The organism is Brachymonas sp. KE5, from assembly GCF_057773645.1.
The window spans coordinates 235180-259208 of record NZ_CM173463.1 but is presented as its reverse complement, the minus strand read 5'-3'; the positions used below and the strand labels follow the sequence as shown (position 1 = coordinate 259208).

The following is a 24029-nucleotide window of genomic DNA, read 5'->3' as shown; positions in this document are numbered from 1 at the left end:
AAAAACCTATACATTCGTCATTTCTGCGAATCTAACTTCGGGAAGAGCATCTTTCTTAGCCTCCTCCAAGATCCGAAGTAGTTCATAATTTTTGTTTTCACTATTGCTAACAATATCCCTTGCCAACCTGACGCACGCGGCACGCACAAAGGAAACACCAATGGACTCTCGTCCAAAGGGTAAAATATTCCTATAATCAGCGTTATCAAAGATGATAGGTAGAATCTCTACCAACGATTCGATGCTCTCATCAGATAGATATTTTTTGCAATACATCTGATTGGCAGTCCAGAGCAATGCTGGCAAACCAGTCATTCGATTCGACCCTATCCGATAAATTAATCTAGAAATCAACTTCTCAATATTAGGTGATTCTTTTTGATCTCTCCAAGTTAACAGGGCATATGATGCATATGTCAACTTGTTTGCATCGTTTGATTGAAGGCCTTGTCTGATCAACCTTTCCACCTGCTCATTAAAAATTTCATTGTTAATAGCAAAGTATGGAAAGGCAATCAGCGCCTCTGGTGCCTCGACTTCGGAATAAAAGACACAAAGCTTTTGAAAATTTTCTTCTGTGAGATTTTCTGAAGGCAATGCAGGAACAACAGAGCGAGCCAACACTTGGCCGACTAGAACAGTGAGTTGGCGTTCTTCGTTTTGCGCAAAGCCGAGCATATCGCTGCTGTCTTTATTCGGTCTCCAAATAATCAGTTGCTCGAAGTAATCGGCAGCCTGATCTGCAGACGGAAACTCTTTGATATTTTCTGCTTGTGCGGCGTTGGCTATGTCCGTCAACAGCGCCGAATCAAGCAGGCTTGGCTTTTTTGACTCAAATAAATATCTCCTGACAAGAGCCTTGACAGCAACAGGATCTGGCGAGGGAATTTCAAGTAGTACATACTTGAGTAATCCTGTTTCAGGAGCATTGTTCAGATTCGGTTCACTTCCCCATACTTTTTGCGCAATTTTTTTAAGCTCTTCTTTTGTCAAAAATTCTTTCTCGATCAACGGAAGTAGACGCAGCAGAGCAGAGGCACTTTGAGGTGAGCAGGGTGCGATATGATCTATTATTTCATCTATACGACGATCAAGAGCTGAGTCTTGCTTTCTTTCCCCCGGGTGTTTTACGACTGGATTTCCCCACTCTTTGTGATCCTTAAAGCTTATTTCAGACTGGAGAGGGAAAGACAAGGCATCGAGCAACACATCATGCTGCTGCGAATCGGGAATGCTCTTGAGAGAGAATTCAGACAGGTGCTTGACTGCATCAAAAAGCCAGAGATGATGAAGTTCAGGTTTTTTGCCAAGAGATACAGCCAAGCGAAATATTTGCTTTGCCTGTTCGGCCGTGGCTCTCACTGAAACACGGGCTAATACCTCGATAAAAACCCGCAAGCGGTCAATAGCGACGCGGCTAGCATAAGAAGACTTATCCTCCCGCTTTTTCAGCCAATAGTTGATTGCTAGAATGCACTGATTTAGCAAGAAGGTCACATCACTTTCTGGAAGACATGCTATGTGAACTCTTGAGAAGACTTTTTTCAAAACCTCCGATGTGTCGCTGTTCGCTGAACGGATTGCCAATGCAAAGCGATGAATATTGTCAATACCTTCCAACTCTGCGCTCTTGGCTGCTTGTTCAACAAGGAAGCTAACACCGCTCCATCGAAGTGGCATACCAACGGTGCTCGAAACACCTTCTAACAGAAGCAATGGATGTAGTTCGTTGCTAAATGTTAATGTATTGGCATTGTCTTTATAACGCCCGGGTTCGAATGATGGCTCAATTGCCTGTTGTTTTTGCTGCTTCTCCAGAGCTTTTGAAATTCGTTCCCTAATATGCTCAATGTGATCCCATGGGTCACACTTGGAATCTCGATAGCTGGACGGAAATGCTTTGAAAGGTTTGTCAAAAGACGACAGATCGACGCCACGCATCAGCCAGTGTGCCCAGGCTAATCGCGAGAGTACATGGATTGAGTTGCGATCATTTCGATACTGGGTTAGGAGTTCCTTGTATGCTTCTGCTACTAGCGCCCCCCCCTTATCAAATTGCCCAAGGTCGGCAAGGAGAGAAGCTTTTCTTAGTTTCCAGACTGGATTGCTATTAGTAATTTTTTCAACATGTTGTTCCATGGCCGTATAGTCGAACTGGTCACGCGCCACGATAGCGTTGTGGTAGGCAAGCTCGTCACTGCTCTCGGGCCAGTGTTTTTTGCCTTTCTCCAATATTGCACTTGTCGTCTGAAAAATATTTCTGGAGTCAGGGTTATCCATCCAGCGCGTATTTTTCAGAAGCAGGACCGCAATTTCTAACTGCTGTCTTTTTGATAGTGAGCAGGGCTTGTCAGGATCGCATACAGCAAGCAACTCGCTTGCCAGCCATGATGGTATAACTTCAAAGGTTACTTGGTGATGCCAAGTGATTTCGTACAATAGCTTGGCTTTAGATGTTTCTGTCATTGCAGACAGATTCTTAGGGTTAGGCCAGGGATCGGTTATTTGGCTTTGCAACTGAAACCGCTGTTTATTGGGACAAACCAGCCAGTCAGGGTAGGACAATCGATCCTTCTCTAAAGAGGGTAGCTTCTCCTCCAGCAGTTTAGCCGCATAGCTGGCATCTTGATGAATCTTGGTGCTTTCTGCCCCAGTGCTTGTTGTACGATGCAGCTGCGTTGGATCCCACTCCCAAATCTGTTTAGGCTTAAGATCTTGTAGGGCTCGGACGAATATTTTAGTCGCTTCCAAATGTCGAATATCGCGCTCATCGTAATCTGTAACTAGGTCATCTAGGTCGATGGGTGCGACATTAATGGATTCCAGATATTTTCGTTTTGCGGAGTTCAGCCCCAGGGCCCCAACGAGGTAAATACGTCTTGAATGTGTGGCTAGATGATCTCGGACCCACCCAGCCCATTGGAGAAAGTTGGGATCATCACCGGAGAAGCCTAACAAACATAATTCGTTTTCGATGAAAACCTGACGCGAGAAATTGACAAACGCCGCGTATTGTTGTGGATATTTTCGGTAGTCCTCTTGGGTGAAAACCAGGTCTTTTGTTACGTCTATCGTCCCGTGTAACTTGACGATTCTTGGCGCTCTTGCACTGGAAAGATCTTCTTGCTTTGAAACCACACTGTAAATCGGTTGGTGCACCTCGGATGATGCACGCTCCAGCAACGTATCCCAATTAGTGGTCAGAATTTCTGACCATGGCAATTCCAGCAATGACTTGTACAACTCGCCAGGTTCCCACGCTGCATCGTTGATTTCTTGCTTTATCAAATCATACAGGGCTTGCTTGCCAAAATAAGCGCAATATTCTTCTGCCAAACGTAGAGCGTCGGTGCTGCCTGAACCCAATTCATCGGCAAGTTTGCTGGAAAAATGATTCCAGAGCGGCAGTTTCTTACTAGGATCGCCTGTCGAGGCAGCGCTTCTGCTAAAACCTGCGCCTACCATGATGGCTGCGCCATGGTAAGAGTTGTCCTGCTGCCAAAGTGCAGCCGCGAGTTTTTTTAATGCAGCGTAATCGGGAAGAGAAGAGATATGTTTCATCATTGCAACACCCACTCCACGTTGAACAGCACCTGTTCCCGGACCCTCTGTTCCAGTTGCTCTTCAAGCTTTTCGATCAGCGTATTGCGTTGCATCTCGACCTCATCCTGTCGGTTGAACAACTCGCGGCGCAGCTTGCTGCGCTTGCCTTCCAATTCGCGCTGCTTCTTCTGCCATGACAGCTTTTCGTCCAGCGTCGGCGAGGTCGCGGCGGTTCGGCGCACCTCCTTGATCTCGCGGTCGATCTCCTTGATCTCCTGCTCCAGACCCAATTTCAGATCGTCCGCCCAGGCATCCAGCTTCTGGACTTCCTGCTCGAAGTAACCAAGGTTGCGCTCGTTGACTTCGCGCAAGAGCGCGCTTTTGCGCGCTTCCACATCGACCAAAAGGGTGGCGTCAGGGGCGTTGAACAGACTGACCGTCTGCGTGGTTGCGGGCAGACGCAGCAGTTTTTCCGGGTCATCTTCCGTGAGCAAAACGCCGTCGGTTGTTGCCGCGGCGACTAGCAGATGTTCTTCCCGGTTGCCAAGGGTCTCGACCGTGATCAGTCTCACCGTGAGCCATCCAGCCTTGCCGCGATAGGCTTCAAGTGTGCTGATCTTTGAGCCGTAGGCGTCGTAGTCGAAGATGAGACGAACTGCATCAAGTTTCCGAGCCTTGGCCTGCTCGATAGCCCATCGAGCCAGTGGATGACTGATACGGTATAGGTGCGCATCACCGGACCGGCGGGGCAGTTCGTAGCGCCCCCGCTCGATGGTCGTAAGTCCGCTGTGCTCGATTTCGGCCGGTATTTGGCAGAGATCGAAACCGCTGTCATCGAACGAGGCATACTGGATCAATTCGGCGCGGGTCAAGTCCATCAACATGCGTTCGAAGCGATTGCGCGCGTTGCGGCTGTCGTCTGCACGTATCCGCAGCTTTTCCTGCACTGACTCGTCGAAGTTTTCAAGTAATGCCTGACGCGTCTTGACCATGGCGTCACTGATCTCTCCCGACAGGTCAAGGCGGAGCTGCTCAAAACTGGATTTGATTTCCTCTGGTTCTCGGCAGTTCTGGTAGATATCCGCGATACGTCGCTCGAAGTCGACACCCGAACCGATGGCACCCAGCACTTCGTCGCTGGCGCCAAACACGCCTTCGAAGAGCTGGAACTTCTGCGCCAGCAATTCATAGACGCGTTTGTCCGCCTCATTGCTGAGATCCACGAAGTTCACAACCACCACATCGTGCTTCTGGCCGTAGCGGTGGCAGCGCCCGATGCGCTGCTCGATACGCTGCGGATTCCAAGGCAAGTCATAGTTGATCACAAGCGAGCAGAATTGAAGGTTGATGCCTTCGGCGCCAGCTTCGGTTGCAATCATGACCTTGCCACGCTCCTTGAAGTACTCGACCAGTGCTGCACGGGTGTCGGCGGTCTTGGAGCCGGTGATGCGGTCAGTGCCTTCATGGCGTTTGAGCCAATCCTTGTAGATCGCCTGCGCACGTTGGTCGCTGTTGGTGCCGTTGAAGAGCACGATGCCGTCGCCGTATGGCGTGTCAGCCAGCAAGCTCAGCAGATACTCCTGTGTGCGCTTGGATTCGGTGAAGATAATGGCTTTTTGCGCTGCACCCAACCGATCCAGTTCGGCAAAGGCACGATCCAGTGCGGTCAGCAGCGCCTTACCCTTGGCATTGTCACGGATGTTGGTCGCCAACTCCTTGAAGTGGCGAAGCTCTTCGACTTCCTGCGCAATGGCATCTCGCTCTGAGCGGCTCGGTGCCGCCGTAGCGGAGCCTTGCTCGTTCCACTCATCCGCAGTTTCGTCCAGCGATTCGTAGTCTTCGTCGAGTTCTTCGGCCAGATCAGGAATTTCTGCCGTCTCGTCGAGCACTCCCTGAAGCCGTTTGGCCATCGTTTCCAGCGCACCTGCGATGGCGTGCGAGCTGGACGCGAGCAACTTCCATAGCACCAGTGAAATCAGCTGGCGCTGTCCCTCGGGCATGGCCTTCAGGTTGGGGCGACGCAAGTAATCAGCGACGAGTCGGGACAGTTCCTGCTCTTCGCTTGAGGGCGTGAATTCCTGGATGATGGCCTTGCGCGCCGTATACGACACATAGGGCTGAACCTGTTTGCGCAGCGTGCGCTTGCAGATGGGAGCCAGCCTGTCACGCAGACCGTTGAACGCCTGCTCCCGGCCAGTAAATTGCGAGCGAAAGCTGTCAAGGTCTCCGAACACGCGATCATCGATGAAGCTGACCAGCCCATAGAGTTCGAGCAATGAGTTTTGTAACGGCGTTGCGGTCAGCAGCACCTTGGAGTGAACGTGCGACAACGCATCCTTGAGGGTTTTGGCAATGACGTTGCTGGTCTTGTAGACGTTGCGCAGGCGATGCGCTTCGTCGAGAACGACCAAGTCCCAGTCAATGCTCTTGACATCGTCAGCCTTGGACTTGGCGAACTGGTAGGAACAGATGACCGGACCGGAGGCGAAGAGGAATGGATTCTGTCGATCCTGCTTGCGGATCGCGTTGTAGCTTTTGGCTTCGAGAATCAATCCTTGCAGACCGAACTTGTCTTGCAACTCCTGGTGCCACTGCTTGCGCAGGTTGGCCGGAACGATGATGAGAATCTTGCGGCGTCGCTCGGCCCAACGCTGAGAGATGACCAACCCTGCTTCAATGGTCTTGCCGAGCCCCACTTCGTCAGCGAGGAGCACACCGCGCGAAAGGGGATTGCGGCAGGCGAAGAGGGCGGCCTCCACCTGATGTGGATTGAGATCAACCTGCGAGTCGACCAGTGTTGAGGCCAGCGATTCCACGGAATCGCCCGCCGCACGGCGCGTCAGAAGCCATGCGTAGTACTGGCTTTGATACTGCGTAAGGGGCTGTTGCATCAGTCTCCCCCCTCTACCTTGACTTGTTTCCACTTCGCTCCTCGCCCCTTGCCCATGGACTCGATCACTCCCTCTGACTTCATCGCCCGCAGCACCAGCCGCACCATGTCCCGGCTCACGCCCGGGCAAGCTTCTTCAATTTCGGAAATCGAGAACGGCAGGGTGCGCCCCAAGACTTCCGCACGCACCCGGTCGCCTTTGCTGCCACGTCCCCGCTCGATGGTGCCGACACGCTCCTCGAACTCGCGGTATGCCCGCAGCAAGGCACGCCAGAAGTAGTCGAGCCAAGGCTTTGCGTCGTGCTGCCCCTGGTGCCAACCCTGAGAGCTGGCTTCCAGCGTCTCGTAATAACCTTCCTTGGTATCCTCGAAGATGCGTTCCAGGCTGATGTAGCGGCCCACGGCATAGTCGAAGTGGTAGAGCAGCAGCAAGGTCAGCAGGCGGGACATGCGGCCATTGTCGTCGGGGAAGGGGTGGATGCACAGGAAGTCGAGCATCGCCAGTGGCACCAGCACTAGTGGGTCGGCCAGGTGCTGGTCCAATGCGGTGGCGTAGCGCCCGGTCAGATCAGCCATTGCCATCGGCGCCAGATGCGCCGCGACCGGCTGGAAGCGCAGCCGCGACGTGCCGTCCGGGTGGCGCTCGATGATGTCGTTGTTAGTCGCCTTCCAGCGCCCGCCCGCCTGCGGCATGTAGCGGTACAGCAGGGTGTGCAGTTGCAGCACTACGCCCTCGCTGAAGGGCATGTGCGCGGCCGATTCGTGGATTAGCGCCAGAGCATCACGGTAGCCGGCGATCTCCTGTTCGGAACGACTCTTTGGCGTTGCGTTGCGGATGACCAGAGACTTCAACCGCGAGGGTGCGACGACAACGCCTTCCAGCCGGTTGGACGACTCGGTGGATTCGACTACCGCGACCTGGCGTAGGCCTTTGAGGGCTTCAGGCGACTGCGCGGCATAGAGCTGTTGCTTGCCCTGGTACTCGCCCAGTGTGCGCAACGTGGCAGCCTGGGTGCCATCGAAGCGAAGCGCGGCAAGGTACTCGGGTGTGAGCGAGTGCATGAAAATGTAAACCTAGGCTATCTAAATGGGGTAATCATAGCCATTAAATGGGGTATTGTCTCTACAAATACCCTGTTATCAGTCTCTGACTACTCCATTTCCTCAGCTTCTTGATTTTGACGTGCGCTTGCACCTCCTCGGCATTCACCACCCTCATATATTTCCCTTTACTGACAGGCCTTGAGGATCTGGTTTCAGGTCATGCGTACGAGCGTATTCCAGCACCAGAATTTCGATCATTGAAGCCACCGAGCGACGCTCGCGCTCAGCCGCCAAGCGCAAAAGCTGCTTGATCTCAGCGGAGGTGCGGATGGATAGGGTTTCGTCCTTCAGGCGTGACATGGCAGCGTCTCATCAGTGATGTCACGCAAATGTACTGCATTTTGCCCCACCTCGCCATGATTCTCTTCAGGGCGTAGATTCCGTGCTTGGGGCTGCTCGATGGCGCGGCACCTTGGCGGTAGCCGGCTTTACAGGGCGCTCAGCCTCGATGAGGATGGGTTGCAGTGCATGCAGGCTGCTGGCCTGATTGGCTTGCCCGTAGTGCCGTCGTGTTTTGCCGCTGGCATGTCCCAGCCCCTGGCTGACTGAATCCGCCGCTGCGTGCCGTTTCAGGTCGGCTGCCCATTGGTGGCGCAGGCAGTAAGCTGTGATAGCGTGCTTGTGTTTCGGCCAAATGCTACGTGCTAGCCGACGGACTTCGACGGTGAAGTTGACCGGGCTGTCAATGCAAACGATTAATTCCCGCAGCCCCGCTAGCCGGATGCGCAGAGCCTCCAACAATGGATGGGGGGCGTGTGCGCCATAGGCGATTAAGCGCTGCGGCTGGCCTTGATGCGTCTTAACCTTGGCGCCATCGATCTCGAATCTGATCTCGCCCATGCCGCTGCGCGGATTGTTCACCCAGCGAATGAGCACGCCGCGCCGGAGCTCTTCCGGACGGCAGCCGGTCAGCGCAGCGACCAGAATGGCATCGGCATACTTGCCTTTCGCAGCGCGCTGATACAGTTGCTCGCGCCAGTCGCCGGGGAGGCCGCGCAAGGCTTGCCGCTTGCTGGCACGCTTGCGGCGCTCGCCGGGATGGCCGCTTTGCCGGGCCATATCGAACTCGCGCAGAAATGCACGCTGTTGTTGCAATTGGGCCTGGATGGCCATGACTTGCAACCTGTCCACAGGTCGAGCAGAGAGCGCGGAATGCAGGCTTTTCAGCTGCTCGACAAGACCGGCGTACAGGCAGTAGCGAAGCGCTGCGACGCGTTTGTAGAAGGTTGTCGGGCGCTGGGTGGCCGTCATGACTTCGGCCACACCACCTTCGGCGTAGCGGGCACGCTGTAGCAGCGTGCGGCCAAGCTGGCGATAGTCTTGCCTGGTCTTGCTGCTCAAGCTGGCAAATTCATCGACCGGAAGCATGGCTTGCATCTCGTGCCGGCACGATTCGATCAGCGCAACCATCTCATCCGCGTCGATCATTGCTTCCGGCCCTGAAACATCGCCTTCAAATCGGCGATGGCCTTTGCGCGTTCAGCCTTTGTCTTTTGGCGCTCGGCTTCTGACTGCTGCACAGGGGCGCGCAATTGCACTGCCTCCATCGCCTCCTGTCGGTTCTTTCGCCAGCGGGCGATATTCGGCGCGAACTCGGCGATGAATTCTCCCGCGACAGCGCTATTCATCACGGCCAATAGCCATGAGCGCACGGAGCGGATGCCCGCGTGCTTGCCACTACCGGCTGCCGACAGGACGCCAGCCAGCTCGTCGGCGACAAGCTGTATCTGTTGTGTTGAGAGCGAGGGGCCGAAGCGGCGGGTTACGTCGGCGATGACGCGCAGGTAGGGCAGAAGAGAAGGGTGCGACAAGTCCAAGGGCGCGGAAGCCTCTCCCGTTTTCGGAGAGTTATCCACAGCCCCTGTCTGTAGTAGTGGTTTTATATTTTTTACTACTACTTCTTCCTTGTATTCACCTACACCTATATCACCGCCCTGACCGGCGACGGATGTGCCGTCCACGGTTTCTCCGTCGCCGGCCAAGCCGGCCATGGATGTTTGTGGCACCTTTTGCGAGACTGGTGTCAACACGGACTCCCATCGCCAAAGCCCTTCTTCGTCCTGGAATTTCCTCCGTGCCAGGTAGCCGGCGTCTTCAAGTTCGCGCAGGATGCGGCGGCAAAGGTCTCGGCCAAGATGGCCTTTCGCTCGCGACTGATCGTGCAGCACGCGCGGCAGTGCGACAGCGCGCAACTGCCAGTTACGGCCTAGCGAGAGCAAGTGGCAAGCCACGCCTCGCGCTTCATAGCTCAACCGGGAGTCGCGTAACAGGCTGCAAGGCAGAGACCACCAGTATTCGGCGGAGTCGTCAATGCGGATGCGGCTCATGACTTCGCCCTCTGGCGAGCCAGACAAACGGCGTGCTCACGATCCGCCGCCTGGGTCTCAAGCCACGCGTCGATCTCGTGGGCAAAAAAGCCAATCGAACGGCCGCCAGGGCCTAGCCGAACTGGCTTCGGAAAATCTTCAGTCTGGCAAAGTCGCCAGAGGGTTGTCCGGCTGACCGAGATCTTCATGCAGACATTCTGCGTCTTGATGATTTGCATGCTGTTCCTCTCAACGTGTTGAAACACGAAGGGATCATGCAAAAGATCTGGTTATGAAGTCAGGGAGCACGGTTGTCACCTGCACTCCCTATTCTCGGGCCTGAAATCACCCAGCATGCAAACCGGTGTCGAGCAGTGGCCTCAGCTGTGCCAGTCGAATGTCTCACAAAATGGCCGAGACAATCCAAGCTCGTATCCTTGGCAAGATGCCGTAAGGATGCTGCTTGTGGGCAGGGTTGGTTCACGTCCCTCGGAGACGGCTTTCATTATCTGGGACATGTAAAGATTGGGCTCTATCACTGTTTTCTTCAGCAGCACCCGGACTACAACTCCATCGATAGCGACGGTAAATCCTTTGCTGAAACGCCCCAGATAGTGATTGGCGCGATGAGCAGGCGTGGTTTCAGCATCTGCCTTCATGCCGCCCGCAGCATAGATGGCGCCGAGGAGATAGGCGGATGGCTCGTTCTTGCTGTTCACCGAGTGGTACTCGAACTCCTTGCTCCACTTGATCGGAATTCTGAATTGCTGGCAGGTAACGATAAATTGCTTCGCGATCAGCTCCTTGGCCTCATGTTCTCTGCTTGCTCCGGGCGCTGACAGTTGCCTGCTCACGGAGTGTAGCGACTCGCAGAACAGCTTATGGGTAGGCAGGTCCTTCCTCAGAAATTCGGGTAATAGCGCTGCCGACTCTTCGTCCAGGCTTCGAAGCGCCTTGCTTAACCGGGACGCCGCATCTCGGAGTCTTTTTAGTTGCTCAAGTGTGCCTTCTTCAATTTCAGGGGGCGGCATCGTACGCCAACGAAAACTTTCTGCCAGCCGCAGAAAAGCATTTACACATTGCTCGCGGCGCTGGACGCCATATCGGTCGCAGGTTGCCTCTGCTCTGGTGCGCAGCTCGGCGACGGCATCGGAGTTGGGAATATCTGGAGCCATGATCTTTGTGGTCATGCCTGTGCTTGCTCTTTCCATTCATCCAACTTGTCCGCCCAATCTTGCATCATGGCCCGACGCTCATCGAAATAGGTGGCGTGGTTGTAGGTACGACGCACATTGTTCTGGTCAGCATGGGCAAGCTGCGCTTCGATGGCATCGGGACGGTAGCCCATCTCGTTAAGGCGGGTACTGCCGGTGGTCCGCGTGGCGTGTGGGCTATAGGCGCCGCTCCACCCCAAAACCTTGAGTGCCTGGCGAAGCGATGCGGCGGACATTGGGGCGTTGCGATCATCCCGGCCGGGAAAAAGGTGCTTGCGGTTGCCGGTAATGGCATGCAGTCCTTTGAGCATGTCCACTGCCTGACGTGGCAGAGGCACGACGTGCTCCTTGCGCGCTTTCATGCGCTGCGCCGGGATACGCCACACAGCCTTCTCAAGGTCAAACTCATCCCAAGCTGCCTCGGCCACTTCAGTCGGTCGCGCCAGGGTCCACCACATCAGTTGCATGCAATGACTTACCTGAAAGCTGCAGCGGTGGTTTGCGAAGTCGCTTAGCAGTTTGCCAATCTGCTCTTTACTGAGCGCCGGTTTGTGCTGGGTCTTGTTTGCTGGTAGCGCCTTGCGCACCGGCCAAACCGGGTCGCTGTCGGCTCGCAAGGTGGCGACGGCGAACTCGAATACGGCGGACATGGTGCGCCGCGCCTCGGCGGCGACCGTGGGCGCGCCACGCTTTGCTGTTTTCTGCAGGATGTCCAGGACATGGGCTGGCGTTATTTCGCGAACCGGCATATTGCCGATACTGGGGAACACCACGCGCTCCAGCATATCCAGACGCCGGTTCTTGGTGACATCTTCCCAGTCCTTTGTCTGCAGCCACTCCTTGGCGACGATCTCGAAGGTGTTCTTTGCTTCGCTGGCTTGCCGGATGCGGTCGATCTGCCTTTGCTGGGCGGGATTGATGCCTTGCTTGACCAGTTTGCGTGCGGCCTCACTGCGTTCCCTGGCTTCAGAGAGCGTAACAGCAGGGTATTCGCCAAGCGCAAACATGCTGGCCTTGCCATCCAGTGTGAAGCGGTATCGCCAAGCCTTGACTCCGTTGGGCTTGACTTCGAGGTAGAGCCCGCGCTGGTCATTCAATCGCTAGAGCTTTTCCCTGGGCTTGGCGTTGCGGCAGTGCGTGTCGGTAAGCATGGTGGCTGACTCCTTGTCATGGCGGCAGCTTCACTATACTCATTTATTCGCACGCCATCCAAGGGCTGTACTCACCATCGTACTCAGATGCACTTTGGCTTCTCGGGAAACTTGAAGCAGCGCTATGAAACAATAAAACCGCGCAACTGCGCGGTTTTATTGGGATTTTCATGCCTTCCTAGTGTTTCATGAAACATCAGGAAAACGGCTTGGCGACTCAAACGTTGAACAAAAAGTTCATCACATCCCCATCCCTGACGACATACTCCTTGCCTTCAGCGCGCATCTTGCCCGCCTCCTTGGCGCCCTGCTCGCCCTTGTACTGGATGAAGTCGTCAAACGCGATCGTCTGCGCGCGGATGAAGCCGCGCTCGAAGTCGCCGTGGATCACGCCTGCCGCCTGCGGCGCGGTATCGCCGATATGGATGGTCCAAGCACGCACTTCCTTCACGCCGGCGGTGAAGTAGGTCTGCAGCCCCAGCAGGCTGAAACCCGCGCGGATCAGGCGGTTCAGGCCCGGCTCGTGCAGGCCCATTTCCTCCAGCATCATGTCGCGGTCTTCGTCGCTCATTTCGGCCAGTTCCGATTCGATCTTGGCGCAGATGGCCACCACCGGCGCATCGCCGTGCGACTTGGCAAATTCCTTCAGGCGGTCCAGCAGCGGGTTGTTCTCGAAGCCGTCCTCGGCCACGTTGCCCACGAACATGGCCGGCTTGCCGGTGATCAGGCACAGCGGCTTGAGCAGCGCCTTTTCCTGGTCGTTCAGGTCCAGGATGCGCGCGGGCTTGCCTTCGAGCAGACCGGCCTGCACTTTTTCCAGCACCTTGACCATGGCAATCGCTTCCTTGTCGTTGCCGCTCTTGGCTGCCTTGCCGTAACGCACCTGCGCCTTCTCCACCGTGCCCAGGTCGGCCAGGCAGAGCTCGGTCTGGATCACCTCGATGTCGGAGATCGGATCGACCTTGCCCGCCACGTGGATCACGTTCGGATCCTCGAAGCAGCGCACCACGTTGACGATGGCGTCAGTTTCGCGGATATGCGCCAGGAACTGGTTGCCCAGGCCTTCGCCCTTGCTCGCGCCTGCCACCAGGCCGGCAATGTCCACAAACTCGACGATGGCCGGCACGATGCGCTCGGGCTTGATGATCTCGGCCAGCTGCTGCAGGCGCGGATCGGGCACTTCCACCACGCCGGTGTTGGGCTCGATGGTGCAGAAGGGGTAGTTTTCGGCAGCGATGCCGGCCTTGGTCAGGGCGTTGAACAGGGTGGACTTGCCCACGTTGGGCAGGCCCACGATGCCGCATTTGAGGCTCATGGAAGTTCCTTGGAAAGCGCTAGCCGCTTGAATTAAAACAACCTTCTATTCTACCTGTGGCCGCCATTCTCCCGGCAAGGCATCCACCAACAGCACGCCGCTGGCCGGAAACGCCGCCAGACTCACCGGCGTGCAGGCCGGATGCGCCCGCTCCTGCCCCTCGCGCGCCAGCGCCGTCTGCAGCGCCCGCTCGCCCTGGCACAGCACCACGCGCCAGCTGCGGCCATCGCGGCGCAGCGTGACAGTGGTTTCCTGCCAGTGCGGCGGCAGACAGGGCTCGATGTGCAGCACATCCTGCTTGAGCACGATGCCGCAGAGCGACTCCAGCCCCGCCCGCATCAGCCAGCCCGAGCTGCCCGTATACCAGCTCCAGCCGCCACGGCCGGCGTATGGCTCGACCGTATAGACGTCGGCAGCCACCACATACGGCTCGAGCGCATAGGTTTCGCCCAGCCCGTTGTGCTGCCAGCGGTGCGCCGGGCTGATGCCCTGGAACACCCGCCAGGCTGCGCCCGCCTGCCCCAGCCGCGCAAAGGCCATCAGCCCCCACACCGCGCCGTGGTTGTACTGCCCGGCGTTCTCGCGCACGCCGGGCGGATAGGCCTGGATGTAGCCGGCGCTCGGCTTCGCATGCTGCAGCGGCGGCGTCAGCAGGCGCATCACCTGGTGCTTGTGGTCGAACAGCTGCTGGTCGGCCTGCTGCATGGCGGCGCGTGCCCGCACCGGATTGGCCGCCGCCGACAGCACGGCCCAGGCCTGGGCAATCAGGTCGATGCGCCCTTCCCCGTTGCTGGCACTGCCCAGCACCGAACCATCGTCGAAGAAGGCACGGCGGTACCAGCTGCCGTCCCAGCCCTCGGATTCCAGCGCGTCGATCCAGCCGTTGCGCGCCTGCTCCCACGCAGCCACGCGGCCGCCATCGCGCCGCGCCCGCGCCAGCGGCAGGTACACACGCACCACCTCGCACAGGAACCAGGCCAGCCAGACCGACTCGCCGCGCCCCTCGTGGCCGACGCGGTTCATGCCGTCGTTCCAGTCGCCCGTACCCATCAGCGGCAGGCCGTGCACGCCGGTGCGCAGGCTGCGGTCGATGGCCAGGGCACCATGCTCGTACAGGGTGTCCACATGGTCGCTCACCTGCGGCGACTCGTACACGTCCTCGCGTTCCGGCGGCACCTGGGAGCCCTGCAGGAAAGGCACCTGCTCGTCCAGCAAGCCATGATCGCCGGTACGCTCCACATACAGGGCCAGAGCCAGCGGCAGCCAGAGCAGGTCATCGGTGAAGTGGGTGCGCACCCCCGCGCCTCCGGGCTCATGCCACCAGTGCTGCACATCGCCTTCCGAGAACTGGCGCCCCGCATGACGGCGGATCTGGCGTGCCAGCAGTTCGGGCGCATGCCCGACCATGCTCATTGCATCCTGCAACTGGTCGCGGAAGCCGAAGGCGCCGCCTGCCTGGTAGAAGCCCGCGCGCGCCCACAGGCGACACACCACGGTCTGATACGGCAGCCAATGGTTGACCAGCGCATCGAAGGCGGGATCCGGCGAACGGATCTGGCGCGCACCACACAGTTCACCCCAGAAAGCGCGCACCTGCTCGAAGCGCTCGACGATGGGCGTCGTGCGCACCTGCTCGGCCAGATGGCGGGCCTGCGGCAGACTCCAGCCATGCCCCAGGATGGACACTGCCGATACCGTGGCCCCGGGCTGCGCCGTCAGCACACAGGCTACCGCCGCGCATGGGTCCAGCCCCAAGCCGCTGCGCTGGCCGAAGCGCGTGGGCAGCACAGGGCAGCCCTCGCTGTTGAACAATTCACGGCGGTCGCAGGTCCAGTCGGCCTGCTGCGACTGGCCTGCAGGCCCGATCAGCGCCAGGAACGCCGTGCTCTCGCCAAAGCCGCCGGCGCGATCCAGTTGCGTGGCATACAGCACCGGGGCCGTCGGCGGCGGGGGCAGGCCCACACCATGCGGCCCCACCACATGCTGCTCGGTGTGCGTGTAGATGCTCATGCGTTCACGCCGCGAGGCGCCCAGCACCCACTCGGCCAGCGTCACCAGCCGCAGGCGGCGGGCCTGCACTCCGGTGTTGCGCAGCATCACCACGCACTGCTTCACAGGCAGGTCGCGGTCCACGCACCAGGTCAGCGTCACGTCCAGCCCCGGCAGCTGCTGCTGCATGCGGGTAAAACCGATGCCATGCGTCACATGCACGGCATGACCCTGGCAAACCTGCCCCAGCGTCCAGACTTCGCCACCGTCGATATCCTCCAGCAGCAGGCGCTCGCCCGCAGGGTCGCCCAGCGGATCGTTCGACCACGGCGTCAGCTGGTGCATGCGGCTGTTGCCGGCCCAGGTCATGCCGGCCCCCACTTCGGACACATGGCAGCCGAAATCCGGATTGGCCAGCACGTTGATCCAGGGCCGCGACGGACGATGCCCGTCATCGAGCGTGAAGCTGAAACTGCCATCCGCCGGATCGAAGCGCCCCTGCGGCGATGGCGGCGCCGCCCCTCCCGCGGAGCCCAGCCGCGGCACCTGCAGCCGGCAAGGCACCGATTCGACGACCGGCGCCTCCACGGCGCCGCTGGCAGCTCCGCTGCGCAGCACCTGCTGGGCCAGCGTGCGCCCGTCCGCCGTCAGGCGCACCGAGGCCAGCAGATACAGCGTGGTGCGCTCGTCGTCCGACAGGTCGCTGTCGTGCAGGATGAACAAGGCGGCACGCAGATGTTCGGGCCAGCGATCGTCCTTGCGTGCCAGCAGGCGCTCGCGCATCAGCTGCAGCTGCCGTTGCACCGGCGTGAGGTAGGAGGCCGGTTCGCCGTTGAGCACCACCATGTCCACCCCCAGCCCGCCGGCCGACCACAGGCGCAGCGAGCGGCGCAGCTGCTGCACCATGGGCAGGCCGGATTCTTCCGAGATCGACACCACCAGCAAGGGGCGGTCGCCCGAAATGCCGTGGCGCCAGAGCAGGCGGCGGTCGCAGGCCAGCCGTGCGGCGCGTTCCACGTCGTTCTGCGCCAGATGCTGTTCGCGGTAGTGCTGGGCCGACAGCTGGGTCTGCACGCGCAGCAGCGCCCGCCAGGCTTCGGGGTCGAGCTGGATTTCGTGCAGGCGAACACCGCTCATGGTGTTGGCCATGCTGCTGGAACGCTTCACATGGCCTTCCTGCCGGTAGCGGTCCACCAGCTGCTCCAGCGCCGCCGGATCGCGCGAGGCCGCCATGGCAAACACCAGACGCGCCTGCACCCCCGCCGGGATGCGCAGTCGCACACGCAGCACGGCCACCGGATCCAGTCCGGTATCGACGGCAATGCCCGGCAGTTCGGGCTCGCCATGATCATCATGCAGCAGCGTGTAGCCACCATCGCCACGCACATGCGCCGAACAGCCGTGACGGCCGACCCAGCGGCTGCGGTCGGCGCAAGGCTCGACGGAGACGATGTCCGCCTCGCAATGTGCCAGGAAGGCAGCCGCATACATGGGCTGATAGTCCGCCAGCCGCGGCTTGCGGCAGAGGTAGAGGGCGCGGTCCGCCGAATCCCAGTGCGTGCGCACGAACAGGTTGGAGAACGCCGGGTGCGCCTCGTCATCCGCCTGCGTCGCCAGCGTGATTTCGGAGGCGAAGCTGATGGTGAGCTCGAGCGGATGCTCGCCCAGGTTCTCCAGCCGCACCTGGCGCAGTTCGCAGTCGTCCTCGGCGCTGACCCAGACATCGGTCAGCGCTTCCAGATCCTTCCAGAGCGCCTTCAGCAAGGCGCGGTCGGGCAGCAGTTCGGCGTGATAGCGGGCTTGCGGATCCCGCGCCGGCAACAGCGTGAGCGAATGCCGCACTGCGGGAGTGTCCGTGTCTTCGTGACGCTCCACATAGAGATAGCTGCCATAGGCATCGCGCAGCGGGTCGTCGCGCCAGCGCGTCAGGGCCAGCCCCTGCCAGCGGCTCACGCCGGCACCGCGGCTGTTGATCCAGACGGCGTGGCTGCCGTTGCTGAGCAGTTGCAGCGTTGCCGGCTCGGCCAGCAGCGGCTCTTCCAGCTGCGCCATGTAGGTCGGGCCCGCGCTGCTGGAGATCGGCCTGCCGGAAGGCGGCTGCAAGGGCTGCACCACGCGCGGCGTGGGCTCGTGCAGCAGCGCAGCCACGGCACGCAGATAGGGATCGCTCATGGCCCACTGACGCGGCGCGTTGTCGCACAGCACGTCGGTGAAGGCGACCAGACTCATGGCCTGGTGGTGCGCCATGTAGGTGTGCACCGGCGTCGAGACGCGCCCGGCCAGCTGGCGCTGCGGCGAGTAGTCGAGCGACTCGATGAAGCCCATGTCGCCGCGCATGCCCAGTTCCTGCAGTCGGTGCAGGTTGGCAATGGCCTCGCCCGGATACAGCATGGTCGCCATGGCGGTGGCATACGGCGCCACCACGCGCACGTCGGACGGCGTGCGGCGCAGCGCCAGAGCCGCCACGCCCTGCGGTCCATACTGGTAGGCCAGCGTCTGGTCCTGCCCGGCAATGGCCGATTCGGAAATGCCCCAGGGCGTTCCCCGCTCCTCGCCGTCGGCGCGCTGCTCCAGGATCGCCTGGCGCGTCACATGGCCCAGCGCGCTCGCCGGCGGCTCGTCCAGCACCAGCGTCGGCATCAGGTATTCGAACATCGAGCCCGACCAGGACTTGATGCCCAGCCCGCGTTCGTTGAAGAAATACGGCCTGCCCAGCGCCGCCCAGTGCTCGGGCGGCACATCGCCCTTGGCAATTGCCACCAGGCTGGTCAGGCGCGATTCGCTCGCCAGCAGGTCGTAGTGGTTGGCGTCGAGCTCGCCGGTTTCGGTGCGCAGGCCGATGTGCAACAGGCGGCGGTCGCTGTCGTACAGGATGCTGTAGTCGGGCTCCAGCGCCAGCGTGCGGCAGCGCGTGCCCAGCTCAAGCAGTTTGGCGCGCAGCACGGCCGGCGGCACCACGCGATCCCGCAGCAGCGAGGAGAGAATGGTCAGGTGATCGGTCAGTTGCGCCAGCGCCGGCTGGAGCGCGACACTGGCGGTCTGCCGTGTCAGTTCGGCACGTTCGCGCGAGGCCTCCACACGCGCCAGCAGCGCCGCCATCGGTGCGCTGCCGGGGCCGGGCGGCGTGGCATGCACCAGATCCGCCACCGAGGGGAACCACTCCAGCGGCTGCAGTTGCGTCAGCACCGGTTGCAGCCGCAGGGCCGACCATTCCAGCGTGCATTCCAGCGCCGTGTGCTGCTCGGCCAGCGCCTGCGGGTCGAGCGCAGCGGCCTCCTCGCAGGCGCGCGCCACCACCAGCAGATGGCCGGAGCAGTTGCCGCTGTCCACCGTCGAGACATAGCCCGGCGGCAGCACCGCGAGCGTGCGCGTGTCGTACCAGTTGTAGAAATGCCCGGCATGGCGCGGCAGCCGCTCCAGCGTGGCCAGCGTGTCCTGCAGGCGCGCCACCATTTCCGCGCGGCCGATGAAGCCGATCTGGCGCGCGCAGGCCAGCACCAGCAGGTACATGCCGATATTGGTCGGCGAGGTGCGGTGCGCCACCATCTGGAAGGGCTGCATCTGCACGTTGTCGGGGGGCAGGAAGTTGTCCTCCTCGCCCACGTGCCGGTCATAGAAGCGCCAGGTATCGTGCGCCAGCTCGAACAGGTAGCTGCGCTGCTGCTGCGTGATGCGCTCGCGGCGCGGGCGCGGGCGCAGCCGGCTGATCAGCGCCACCCACACCGGCACCAGCGCCCACAGCACCAGCAAGGGCAGCAGCGCCACCCAGTTCACCGGCCAGCCGGCCAGGCTCCCCCCCAGCGCCAGCAGCAACAGCACGCCGGCCGTCACCACCGTGGCCCGGTGCTTGCGCAGCAGCGAAGGCAGATCGGTGCGCACCGAGGCCTGGGCCGCCGCCGCCGTCATCCATTCCAGCAGCAGCCGGTGCGACACCAGCTGCCGGTACACGGCCCGGATCACGGCATCGCCATACAGCACGGCCTGATCCAGCAGCGTGGCCAGATGCCACAGCGGCGTGACCAGCGCGCGGCCCAGATCCTTGAAACCCTCGGCAAAGAAATGCCGCAGCGCAATGTCGTCGCGGTGCGGCGCCAGGCCGGCCAGCGCCCCCAGCAGCGGCCCGCCGCCATAGGCCGCCAGCACGGCCAGCAGCGCCCAGTGGAAAGGCAGCGTCTGCGTCAGCGCCACCCACACCAGCAGCAGCGCAGAAAATGGCGCCACCACCGAGCGGCGCAGGTTGTCGAACACCTTCCAGTAGTTGATCACCGGCACGCGCGAGCGCAGCAGCAGGCCGATCAGCGGCAGCAGCTGCCAGTCGCCGCGCGTCCAGCGGTGCAGGCGCGAGGCGGCCACGTCGGCGTGCATGGGCGCGTCCTCGACAAAGGTCACGTCGCTCACGCCGGCGCAGCGCAGCAATGCGCCTTCCAGCAGGTCGTGGCTCAGCACATGCTCGGGCGGCAGTTGGCCGGCCAGCACCTGGTGCGTGGCCTGCACGTTGAGCAGGCCCTTGCCGGTGAAGGTGCCCTGGCCGAACACATCCTGGTAGATCTCGGAACTGGCCGCGCTGTACGGATCCACCCCGAGCCGGCCGGCAAACAGGCTGTGGAACCAGGTGCCCGCCTCGGCAATCGGCATCGGCGTGGCAATGCGCGGCTGCAGGATGCCGTAGCCGCGGCTGATGTAACGCGTGCCCGGTTCGACATGCGGCTGGTTCAGCGGATGCGCGGCAATCGCCACCAGTTCGCGCAGGCGGCCGGGCGGCATGTCGGTATCGCTGTCCAGCGTCACCAGGTGGCGCACGCCCGGCGCCACGCGCGACAGCTCACCCAGGTCGATGAACGGTGCCGGCGGCGTCTCCTGGCCCTCGGCCAGCGCTTGCACCAGCTGCTCCAGCTTGCCGCGCTTGCGTTCCCAGCCGATGAAGCACTGCTGCGTGTCGCTCCACTCGCGCGTGCGGTGCAACACCAGAAAGCGCAGCGGCCGCCCGGATTCCACCGGGTAGCGCCGGTTGAGTTCCGCCACGCCCTCGCGGGCAAACTCGAGCGCCGCGCTGTCGCCCTCCACTGTCGCCGTGGCCGCGTCGGCAAAGTCCGACAACAGGGCAAACTGCGCATGGGTTTCCGGGTTGGCCAGATGGTGCTGCTCGAGCTGGATCAGCAGCTCGCGCGTGCTTTTCTCGCTGGTCAGCATGCTGGGAATCACCACCAGTGTCTGGTGCGCCAGCGGAATGCCCTGGCGCAGCCCCATGCGGTGCAGCGCCGCGGGCGGCACCGATTCGCTGATCAGGCGGTTGACCAGAGCCACCACCGTCTCGGCCAGCGGCGCCAGCAGCAGATAGGCGGTCACGCCCCACATCCAGCCGGGCAGGCCCTCGCCCTGGTAGCCCAGATCCATCAGGCGCAGCGTCAGCCACCCGGTGAGCAGCACCACCACCAGCAGATAGGCCCAGGCATTCCAGCGCCGCCGCGTCCGGCTGCTGCGTGCGGGCAGCCGGCGCGCCGGCAGGCCGAGCGCCTGGCGCAGCCGCGGCTCGCCCTCGCCGCCCCACCAGTAGGCAGGCGCCACCTGCGGGTCATCCGGCCCTTGCCCGAGTCGGGTCAGGTCCAGCAGCGCCTGCGCCACGGCGGGCTCGGCGTGGCGCGACTTGCGCGCCAGCCGCTCGATCGCATGCAGCGTGCGGTCCTGTGTGGACAGGTTCTCCGCCACATACTGCGGACAGCCCGCCATGATGCGCATCACCGCGTTGTTGCGCGCAAACAGCTCGCGCCAGTTCACCTGGTCGATCTTGCGCAGGGTGGTGATGGCGTTGCGGATGCTCTGCTCGTCTTCCGTCAGCGCCGCCTGGTGGCGTGCCTCGGTCGCCACCGGATCCTGCAGGCGCACCTTGAGCCAGGCATGCAGCTGACGGCCGTTCTCATAGGAGAGTTCTTCCTGGCGCTGCTCCACCTGCAGCAGGAAGGCTTCTTCCACCCCGAGCTGGCGGAAGTGCCGCTCCAGGTCATCGAGCTGGCCGATGGTGCGCTGCGGCTCCGGGCCGTCGAACCAGCCGTGCGCGGCATCACGCGCAGCCTGCAGTGCCGCCGTGCGCAGGGCCAGCCGTGCCAGGTTTTCCAGCAGCACCACACGCAAGGTGGTCGGAAATGACCACAGTTCGGCCAGCGACAGATAGCGCTCGCCCAGGTAGCCACTCAGAAAGGCTTCCAGCAGCTCCTCGTCCAGATGGCTGTCCGCATGCGCCACATAGGCCCACACCACGCCATAGATGCGTGGCAGATCAGCCAGCGGCTCGCTGCGCAGGCGTGGCAGCTTGCGGAAAAAGCTGTGCGGCAGGCCCTCGCGGATCGCAAGCGCCTGCGCGTCGATCACCGAGGCGTTATCGAGCAGCCACTGCGCCGCCGGTCCCGGATGGCGGCCGTCGGCCGTCAACTGCTCCAGCACTTCGCGCGACTTGTGCAGATCGGCGATGTTCTGGCGCAGCCGCGGAAAGAACGGCTTGCTGCGTCGCCAGTGCGGGGTGTAGGCCTCGTGGATGGCGGCCAGATGCTCGCCGTGCTGGCGGAAGCGCGCCGGGCCGAACAGCTCGGCCCGGATCGGGGCCTCAATCGGGGAGCGGAATCCCCTCAGTCCATCCAGGGCGGCGCGTAATGAAAATCCCTTGAGTGCCGGCAAGTCGCATCACCCGCCGGTCAGAACCAGGACAGGCTGGCCTCGAAGGCGACAACCGCCAGCAGCAGCGTGGTGACGAAATGCGTGCCCGGATAGGCCAGGCCGCGCTGAAGCAGTTCCCGCGCCTGCGACCAGCGGCTGGCCGATGCGCGGCATTGTGCAAACTGACGCCCCAGGGCAGCCATGTCGGCAGACAGTTCGGCGGCCGCACGCGTGCGTGCGGCAGGTAGACGGGGGGAAGCAAATACGTGTTTCATGCCGGACTCTTCTTGATCTGTGTTGTCTCTCGGAACGCAGCATGGCAAACCCGCTGCCAGCGAAGCATTCCTCCTTGTTCTTTCTGCATGACCGCCTCGGCGACGGCCACAGCGCACCTGACGCAGGCGCAACTGCCCTGCCACGACGCGACTCCGACGGTTCCACGCGAGGCAGACTGAAAACGCTAACGCCGGAACATGTCAGAAATATGAAGATACCGTATCAGTCTGAACGATACCATCGGTGCATGTTGGCACCGCAGGTAGGATCAGTCCTACACCAAACAGAGTAGCACAACCGTCCGCAAAGGTCTACCAGACGACATTTGCCCTGTGGCACGGCTGACCGCCCGGCACAGCCGCCTACAATGCGGTTTTCGGCTCCCTGTTTGCATTGCCATGGCCTACAGTTCTCACGACGTCTGCATTCGCGGCAGCGGCATCGTCGGCCGCACCCTCGCCCTGCTGCTGGCACGCCACCGCCTGCGCGTGGGGCTGGTCGAATCGCCCGCGCCCGCCGGCAACCAGCCGGACATCCGTGCCTACGCCATCAACCACCGCTCCCAGCGCCTGCTCGCCGGCCTCAAGTGCTGGCCCGGCGCCGAGCGTGCCACCCCGGTGCTGCAGATGCGCGTGCTCGGCGATGGCCATGCCAAAACCGTGTTCGATGCCTCGCGCATGGAACAGGAAGCCATGACCTGGATCGCCGACGTGCCCACGCTGGAGCACATGCTGCAGCAGGCCTGCCAGTACCAGAGCGGCATCGACGTGATCACGGCCGAGCAGGCCGATGCCGCTCCGGCGCCGCTTACCGTGGTCTGCGAGGGCAAGCACAGCAGCACGCGCCAGCAACTCGGCGTGGACTACGACGTCACCCCCTACGGCCAGACCGCCATCGCCACCCGCGCCACGCTGGATGCCCCCCACCTGCAGATTGCCTGGCAGTGGTTCAACCAGAGCGGCTGCGAAAGCGACATCCTGGCCTTCCTGCCGCTGGACGGACCGGAAGGCCGCGAAGTAGCCATCGTCTGGTCGGTGGACCGCAACCGCGTCGACGACCTGCTGGCGCTGGACGACGCCGCCTTCGCCGCCCACCTGCAGAACGCCGCCCATCTGCAGCCCAGCGATGCCCCCAACGTGGTTGCCGTGCAGCGCCGCGTGGCCTGGCCGCTGCAGCTCGGGCTGGCGCGCCGCTGGGTCGGCAGCCGCATCGGCGCCGACGGCGTCACGCGCCACAACTGGGCGCTGGCCGGCGATGCCGCCCACAGCGTGCACCCGCTGGCCGGCCAGGGCCTGAACCTGGGCCTGGCCGACGTCGCCCTGCTGGACCAGATCATCGGCGGCCGCCCCTACTGGCGCAGCCCCGGCGACATGCGCCTGCTGCGCCAGTACGAACGGGCGCGCAAGGCCGAAACCGCCCCGCTGATCGCCGGCATGGACGGCATCCAGCGCCTGTTCTCCCACAACGCCGCCGGCGTGCGCCAGCTGCGCAACCTCGGCATGAGCCTGTTCGAGCGCAGCGGCCCGGTGAAGGACTGGGTGGCCCGCCGCGCCATGGACTGACGCACTTCCGCGACCTGCCCGCAACACCACG

Annotated in this window: 13 protein-coding genes; 1 reads left to right on the top strand and 12 read right to left on the bottom strand. The window is 61.4% G+C overall.

The annotated features are described in order from the left end of the window. Positions 1-6 precede the first annotated feature (6 nt). The 12 genes from ACX36O_RS01240 to ACX36O_RS01185 all read right to left on the bottom strand — a co-directional run bounded on the left by ACX36O_RS01240 (position 7) and on the right by ACX36O_RS01185 (position 22435). Positions 7-3564, bottom strand: a complete 3558-nt coding sequence (locus ACX36O_RS01240; protein ID WP_488359934.1) for an SIR2 family NAD-dependent protein deacylase — start codon at positions 3562-3564, stop codon at positions 7-9. Continuing rightward, entirely contained in the window at positions 3561-6434 is a 2874-nt protein-coding gene (locus ACX36O_RS01235) for an SNF2-related protein (RefSeq protein ID WP_488359933.1), read from the bottom strand. Before ACX36O_RS01235 ends, ACX36O_RS01240 begins: the two co-directional genes overlap by 4 nt. Next, on the bottom strand, positions 6434-7495 hold the full coding sequence (locus ACX36O_RS01230; RefSeq protein ID WP_488359932.1) for a Fic family protein: 1062 nt from the start codon (positions 7493-7495) through the stop codon (positions 6434-6436). Before ACX36O_RS01230 ends, ACX36O_RS01235 begins: the two co-directional genes overlap by 1 nt. A gap of 153 nt (positions 7496-7648) precedes the next feature. Beyond that, positions 7649-7837 (bottom strand): hypothetical protein, encoded by a 189-nt coding sequence (locus tag ACX36O_RS01225; RefSeq protein ID WP_092310308.1) that lies wholly within the window; start codon positions 7835-7837, stop codon positions 7649-7651. 66 nt (positions 7838-7903) lie between these two features. Further along, positions 7904-8965 (bottom strand): site-specific integrase, encoded by a 1062-nt coding sequence (locus tag ACX36O_RS01220; RefSeq protein WP_488359931.1) that lies wholly within the window; start codon positions 8963-8965, stop codon positions 7904-7906. Next, the gene (locus tag ACX36O_RS01215; RefSeq protein ID WP_488359930.1) at positions 8962-9864 is read right to left on the bottom strand and encodes a hypothetical protein; all 903 of its coding nucleotides are present in this window, start codon (positions 9862-9864) and stop codon (positions 8962-8964) included. The genes ACX36O_RS01220 and ACX36O_RS01215 overlap by 4 nt, the downstream gene beginning before the upstream one ends. Continuing rightward, positions 9861-10082 carry a helix-turn-helix transcriptional regulator gene (locus ACX36O_RS01210; protein WP_488359929.1) on the bottom strand — a complete coding sequence of 74 codons (222 nt, stop codon included), beginning with the start codon at positions 10080-10082 and terminating at the stop codon, positions 9861-9863. Before ACX36O_RS01210 ends, ACX36O_RS01215 begins: the two co-directional genes overlap by 4 nt. A 141-nt stretch (positions 10083-10223) precedes the next feature. After that, positions 10224-11033, bottom strand: a complete 810-nt coding sequence (locus tag ACX36O_RS01205; RefSeq protein ID WP_488359928.1) for a hypothetical protein — start codon at positions 11031-11033, stop codon at positions 10224-10226. Continuing rightward, on the bottom strand, positions 11030-12154 hold the full coding sequence (locus ACX36O_RS01200; RefSeq protein WP_488359927.1) for a tyrosine-type recombinase/integrase: 1125 nt from the start codon (positions 12152-12154) through the stop codon (positions 11030-11032). The genes ACX36O_RS01205 and ACX36O_RS01200 overlap by 4 nt, the downstream gene beginning before the upstream one ends. A gap of 271 nt (positions 12155-12425) precedes the next feature. Next, positions 12426-13523, bottom strand: coding sequence for a redox-regulated ATPase YchF (gene ychF / locus ACX36O_RS01195; protein ID WP_488359926.1), 1098 nt, complete (start codon positions 13521-13523; stop codon positions 12426-12428). Between the two features lie 45 nt (positions 13524-13568). Beyond that, positions 13569-22181 (bottom strand): GH36-type glycosyl hydrolase domain-containing protein, encoded by an 8613-nt coding sequence (locus ACX36O_RS01190; protein ID WP_488359925.1) that lies wholly within the window; start codon positions 22179-22181, stop codon positions 13569-13571. A 17-nt stretch (positions 22182-22198) separates the two neighbouring features. Continuing rightward, positions 22199-22435, bottom strand: coding sequence for a hypothetical protein (locus ACX36O_RS01185; protein ID WP_213362464.1), 237 nt, complete (start codon positions 22433-22435; stop codon positions 22199-22201). A 399-nt stretch (positions 22436-22834) separates the two neighbouring features. Between ACX36O_RS01185 and ACX36O_RS01180 the strand changes: the two genes are divergently transcribed. Continuing rightward, positions 22835-23998 carry an FAD-dependent monooxygenase gene (locus ACX36O_RS01180; protein WP_488359924.1) on the top strand — a complete coding sequence of 388 codons (1164 nt, stop codon included), beginning with the start codon at positions 22835-22837 and terminating at the stop codon, positions 23996-23998. Positions 23999-24029 lie beyond the last annotated feature (31 nt).

Excerpts from the sequence above, each read along its gene's own strand:
- ychF (WP_488359926.1), bottom strand. The coding sequence starts at position 13,523 with ATGAGCCTCAAATGCGGCATCGTGGGCCTGCCCAACGTGGGCAAGTCC.
- ACX36O_RS01240 (WP_488359934.1), bottom strand. The coding sequence starts at position 3,564 with ATGATGAAACATATCTCTTCTCTTCCCGATTACGCTGCATTAAAAAAA.
- ACX36O_RS01220 (WP_488359931.1), bottom strand. The coding sequence starts at position 8,965 with ATGATCGACGCGGATGAGATGGTTGCGCTGATCGAATCGTGCCGGCAC.
- ACX36O_RS01230 (WP_488359932.1), bottom strand. The coding sequence starts at position 7,495 with ATGCACTCGCTCACACCCGAGTACCTTGCCGCGCTTCGCTTCGATGGC.
- ACX36O_RS01235 (WP_488359933.1), bottom strand. The coding sequence starts at position 6,434 with ATGCAACAGCCCCTTACGCAGTATCAAAGCCAGTACTACGCATGGCTT.
- ACX36O_RS01180 (WP_488359924.1), top strand. The coding sequence starts at position 22,835 with ATGGCCTACAGTTCTCACGACGTCTGCATTCGCGGCAGCGGCATCGTC.
- ACX36O_RS01185 (WP_213362464.1), bottom strand. The coding sequence starts at position 22,435 with ATGAAACACGTATTTGCTTCCCCCCGTCTACCTGCCGCACGCACGCGT.
- ACX36O_RS01225 (WP_092310308.1), bottom strand. The coding sequence starts at position 7,837 with ATGTCACGCCTGAAGGACGAAACCCTATCCATCCGCACCTCCGCTGAG.
- ACX36O_RS01210 (WP_488359929.1), bottom strand. The coding sequence starts at position 10,082 with ATGCAAATCATCAAGACGCAGAATGTCTGCATGAAGATCTCGGTCAGC.
- ACX36O_RS01205 (WP_488359928.1), bottom strand. The coding sequence starts at position 11,033 with ATGACCACAAAGATCATGGCTCCAGATATTCCCAACTCCGATGCCGTC.
- ACX36O_RS01215 (WP_488359930.1), bottom strand. The coding sequence starts at position 9,864 with ATGAGCCGCATCCGCATTGACGACTCCGCCGAATACTGGTGGTCTCTG.